Genomic DNA, 3,407 nt, shown 5'->3' with positions numbered 1-3,407 from the left:
GCCTTCCAGCGCATCATGCACCGCTTCTTTGCCGTCAGGCGATAGAATTACCGCTTGTACTCGAAGTTGCCCCGCTGCACTTACCTGTCCGTACACGCCAATAGGTATCTGGCAGCCCCCTTCCACGGTAGCTAGAAAACTTCGCTCTGCCTGGGTAGCCTGCCTAGTCGGTTCATGATTCAAAAATTCCAAAATCGCCAGTGTCTCCCCGTCACTTGCCCGCGCTTCTATGGCTAAAGCCCCCTGGCCAACTGCCGGTAAACAAATATCATACGGCAAAACTTGCGTAATATATTCATCCCAGCCTAAACGCTTAAGACCAGCCACAGCCAGTAAAATGGCGTCAAGCTTCTCAGTCGTGAGCTTTTTCAGACGAGTATCCAAATTACCACGCAAATCAACAATGGTAAGATCCGGACGCACATGCAATAACTGGGCTTTGCGCCGCAAGCTAGAAGTACCTACTCTGGCATTGGGCGGCAGGTTATCTAACGTTTTATATTGGGGACTAATTAAGGCATCACCGGGATCAACCCGTTCAGTAACAGCGGCCAAAACTAAGCCTTCCGGTAAGGCAGTGGGCATATCTTTCAGACTATGTACAGCTATGTCAATTTCTCCGCCCAGCATGGCTACCTCTAGTTCTTTGGTAAATAAACCCTTGCCCCCAATTTTAGCTAGCGGCACATCCAGGATCTTATCACCAGTTGTTACCATATGTTTCAGTTCTATTGCTACTTCCGGATAGCGCTCCCGCAAACGGTCTGCCACGTATTGAGCCTGCCAAACAGCCAGTTTACTGCCGCGCGTACCGATGACAAGTTTTTGTTTCATTGCCTTGTTCCTTTCCTCGATAATCCCCTAGTTCCTGCATCATATCCATGGCGTGATCCAGCTTAAACATGTGACGAAGAGCATCCTGGTAGTAATATTCTTTATCTGTACCGGCTGCCTCGTTAAGTCTAATAATAGGGTCACGCAACAATTTCCGTACAATCATTTTCGACATATTTTCTATAATCCGCCGTTGCTCTGCCGATAATTCCGGCAATTTGGCCATGGCCCGCTTCACCTCACGCTGCCGGATTCGTTCGGCTTTATCCTTCAGGAGTGCCAGCGTTGGCTGATAAGACAGATAGCGGAAGCGATCAACGATGCCGGCCATTTCCTCTTCAATTAGTTTTTCGGCTGCTGCTGCCTCTTTTTCTCGACCACGAAGGTTAGATTCCACCACCGCTTCCAGAGCATCAATATTATATAAAGTTACGCCGGCGATAGCGGCAACCTCAGGTTCTATGTCGCGGGGCACGGCAATATCGATGAACAGAATAGGTCGTCCCTGGCGTTTCGGCATCAGGTGAGCAACATCCCAAGTACGGATAATGTAATGAGGCGCACCTGTTGAGGTAATGACGATATCAGCGTCTACCGCACATTTCATAAACTGTTCAAACGGTACAGCCACTCCCCGGAACTTGGCAGCCAAAGCCTCGGCTCTTTCTAAATTACGGTTAGAAACAAAAACTGTTTTAACCCCATTCGCAACCAAATGCCGGGCCGTCAGCTCACTCATCTCGCCTGCCCCCAATACTAGCACATTGGAAGCTGATAAATCTCCTAATACTTTTTTAGCTAGTTCAACGGCGGCATAACTTACTGATACGGCATTATAGGCAATGCGGGTAACTGTTCTCACCCTCTTGCCAACAGCAATGGCGCGATTAAATAATGTATTTAACACGGTTCTAGTAACACCTGAAGTCCGAGCAAGGGTATATGCTGTTTTTACCTGGCTTAATATCTGGCCTTCGCCGAGCACCAGCGAATCCAAACCGGCGCTCACCCGAAACAGGTGCCGAATACATGCTTCATCCTGAAAATAAAATAAATAATCATGACCTTTTGCAGCCAGTATTCCTGGGGACATAGTATCAAGAAATGCCTGCATCACCGGCAAGGCCTCTTCAGAATCCTCAACAACAGCATACAACTCAGTGCGATTACAGGTAGATAAAATGACACATTCCCGAATCTCATCATATTCATGAATCCGTTTATAAGCCGCCTTAATTTGCTCTTCGGAAAAAGAAAAACATTCCCGGACTTCTACTGGGGCGGTCCTATGATTCATTCCTAATACAATAAGCTGCATGGCGTATTCTCTCCTCGGCTTCGTTTAACTTACCATTCCTAAGCAAAGCAAGCACATCTTGGTCAATAGTTTCCCGCCAAAATTCTTCCCGAGCTTTGGCTGAAGTCAGCCGCTCTTTCATCTCTGTCCTTAGTTTAGCAATCAGCGCCAGATACTGACCGTATTCCGGCCCATACCTTGTTGCCAATTCCTCCCGCAGCCGCCTGGCTAACGCAGGACTTGAGCCGCCTGTCGATACCGTAATTAATAAATCCCCCTGGGCAATATGTGCTGGTACATAAAAATCAGACAATTCAGGGTCATCGGCAATATTGACTAGTGCACCTGCTGCCCGGGCTTCTGCGGCAGCTTGGCGATTTATCTCCTGTTGGTCAGTAGCACAGAATACCAAAAAAAAGTTATGCAAATCTCCGGTGATATAGGCCCGCGGTACCCAGGTTAGTCGGCCGTTTTCCCAAAACCCGCTTAACCCCGGAGTCAATTCTGGACTAAATATCGTTATATCGGCACCAGCTGCTATAAGTGACGCCACTTTCCGCTCGGCTACCGCCCCGCCGCCGACTACCGCACACCGCCGACCGGTCAATTTAAGATTAATGGGGTATAATTCCATTCACTTCACGTCCTGACCAGGTTATTGTATCCTGAATATTTTAATACATTTCGCTGCTAATTGATAAATTTCCTTTCATGTATAAGCAAAAGGCAAGATTGCCGTGCAATCCCGCCCAAAATTATTTATTTTAACCTAATTTTTCGCCGCAGTCAGTACAAAATTTAGCGTTTAGGGGTAATTTGGCGTTACATTTACTGCAGCGTTTTTCTGCCTTGACATGAGCGCCGCACTCGCTACAAAATTTGGCATTAGTGGCTTGGGGTGCACCGCACTCCGGACAGGTGGCTCTAATGGTCTGCCGCAGTTCTCTGTTCCCAGCTTTTTATCTTCTTCCGCCATAGCAGCATGGGCGTGAATTTCTTCCACAGAGCGGCGAGATTGTGCTACCGACATCTCGACACCCAAATCGGGGGCACAGTCTTTACATAATCCTCGCTTTTCGTTCCAACAGCCTTTTCTGCAGACCCAGCCGGAGCAATGGGGGCATTGGATAAAATCCTCTTTCATTTGCTGCATGGCCTCTGCCAATGCCTCATCCCGCGCCTTTTTCCAGCCAGCCGAACGTAACTGTTCGCTAACATTAGCTGCCTGGCCGAAGATACCGCCAAATAACCAGCTGGCTGTATCTAACATTCCCGA

General features: G+C 48.1%; 4 protein-coding genes. All 4 read right to left on the bottom strand.

Annotated elements, in window-relative coordinates; all coding sequences use genetic code 11:
• A partial coding sequence (gene hemC, locus AC29Z1_RS15440) for a hydroxymethylbilane synthase (RefSeq protein ID WP_488272343.1) occupies positions 1–834 on the bottom strand: 834 nt, incomplete at its 3' end.
• Positions 797–2,152 (bottom strand): glutamyl-tRNA reductase, encoded by a 1,356-nt coding sequence (gene hemA / locus AC29Z1_RS15435; protein WP_488272342.1) that lies wholly within the window; start codon positions 2,150–2,152, stop codon positions 797–799. The genes hemA and hemC, both read right to left, overlap by 38 nt.
• Complete coding sequence (locus AC29Z1_RS15430) at positions 2,121–2,765, bottom strand: precorrin-2 dehydrogenase/sirohydrochlorin ferrochelatase family protein (RefSeq protein ID WP_488272341.1); 645 nt, start codon at positions 2,763–2,765, stop codon at positions 2,121–2,123. The genes hemA and AC29Z1_RS15430 overlap by 32 nt, the downstream gene beginning before the upstream one ends.
• Before the next feature lie 130 nt (positions 2,766–2,895).
• A complete protein-coding gene (locus AC29Z1_RS15425) occupies positions 2,896–3,060 on the bottom strand; it encodes a zinc-ribbon domain-containing protein (RefSeq protein ID WP_488272344.1) in 165 nt (54 codons plus the stop codon).
• Positions 3,061–3,407 lie beyond the last annotated feature (347 nt).

It is taken from the genome of Sporomusa sp. (assembly GCF_057736855.1).
Note: the sequence above shows the minus strand (reverse complement) of the source record. Positions and strands in the feature narration are given on the sequence as shown.